Origin of the sequence: Paraclostridium sp. MRS3W1 (assembly GCF_032465715.1) — a bacterium.
GTDB classification, from domain to species: Bacteria; Bacillota; Clostridia; order Peptostreptococcales; family Peptostreptococcaceae; genus Paraclostridium; species Paraclostridium dentum.
The window spans coordinates 1-1,673 of the sequence record NZ_JAWDJM010000015.1 but is presented as its reverse complement, the minus strand read 5'-3'; the positions used below and the strand labels follow the sequence as shown (position 1 = coordinate 1,673).

2 protein-coding genes are annotated in these 1,673 nt (G+C 27.3%); both read right to left on the bottom strand.

Annotated elements, in window-relative coordinates; genetic code table 11:
* Positions 1-671, bottom strand: a 671-nt coding sequence (locus tag RWY47_RS01210) for a hypothetical protein (RefSeq protein ID WP_316030208.1), incomplete at its 3' end; no start/stop codon positions are given.
* A 97-nt stretch (positions 672-768) separates the two neighbouring features.
* The gene (locus RWY47_RS01205; RefSeq protein WP_224170562.1) at positions 769-1,608 is read right to left on the bottom strand and encodes a metallophosphoesterase; all 840 of its coding nucleotides are present in this window, start codon (positions 1,606-1,608) and stop codon (positions 769-771) included.
* Between the last annotated feature and the right edge of the window lie 65 nt (positions 1,609-1,673).

Genomic DNA, 1,673 nt, shown 5'->3' with positions numbered 1-1,673 from the left:
CCTTTGTATATTATATTATTTTTACTGTCTTCTAAACTCAATAACGTTTGTATTGATGCTAAAGTATCTGAATTTGCCACTCCTACTACTCTTTGCAAAATAATAAGTTCATAAAATTTATTATATATCTGCTTTGTAGGTAATATAGAACTTGGAGCATCTACATATGGTTCATATGTAGGCTTAACTTTACCATCAGGCGTATATATTAAATTTAAATAATCTTTAGGTCTTGCAGCTAAATTTAATGAGTATTTATTTTCTCCACAGTTAATATTTAGCTTATAGTTTTCTTTATATGATGCCTGACACTTATTGTTATCATAAAATGTATTTTGATTGAAAATCTCTATTAACTTTCCATTTTCATATTTATATATAACCCCTATTTCAAATCCTCCAGATCCTCCAAACCCGCCTCTTACCATTATGTCTGATCTATTATTCCCAGTAAAATCACCTAAAAAAAGTTGTATATCATATCCGCTATATGGAAAATCAATTGATATAGAGTCTCCATTTTCTTGATTTAAAACAATCTCTATTTCATCTACATAAGAACTCTCCTTATAGGGCGAAATACCTATTAAAATAACATCATCTTTTGAATTTTCCCCAGTTATATTTCCATTTGCAAAATCCACCATAACTTTTTCAGTTGAATTGTTCATAGTTATCCTCCAATTAGATTTTTCAATTATATTATTTTATGTTATATGATTTTTTTAGTTACTATAAAAATTTGCTACCATGTAATAAAACTGAATTCTAATTTGCTGAAATATTAAATACTACAATTTCTGGAGGATTTAAAAACCTTAACGGAATGCTTGTCATGCCAATCCCACTACTGACATACATTTTTGTACTATCATTTATTCCTACATTCTTTTCTGAGTATAGTCCTTTAACATATTTATGTGCTCCTACTGGAAGTATTTTATCTGTTAGAAATGGGATAGTTACTTGACCTCCATGTGAATGCCCACTTAAAATAAAATTCTCGCTTGAAGATGTCATCAATTCTACAACATCTGGTTCATGAGTGACTACTAAATTGAATTTATTTGCTTCAATTTTGTAATCAGATTTTTTAGTATTTCCAAGCAAGTAATCATCATATCCAATTATGTTTAAGTTTAAATCATTTATATATGAACTTTCGTTTTTTAGAACTTTAAATCCACCTCCACTCATAAATTTTTCATATACTATAGAAGCTCCACCTCCATAATCGTGATTTCCAAACACGGCATATTTCCCATATTTTGCTTCAATTTTACTTAAACTCTTCTGAAGACTATCAGTATCTAGTAAAGAGTAATCCCTTGCATAATTATCTAAAAGATCTCCTCCAAATATAACAATATCTGGATTTTGATTATTTATCTTTTTAACTATATTATCTATATTACTTTGAGAGTATAGTTTCCCAAAATGTGTATCTGTAAAAAATATAACCCTACAATCTTTGATATCTTTAACTTTCAAATCTATATTTTTAACCCTTAGCATAGAAGGCTCTATGTATCTTGCATATGAAAACATAAGCAAACATATAGTAACTGTTAAAATTATTAGTTTAAATATTTTGTTTAGTAATTTCAAATTCTCTCTCCTTTTTTATTGCCTTTTAATAAATATAAATTTATCATTTTTATATTACATATATG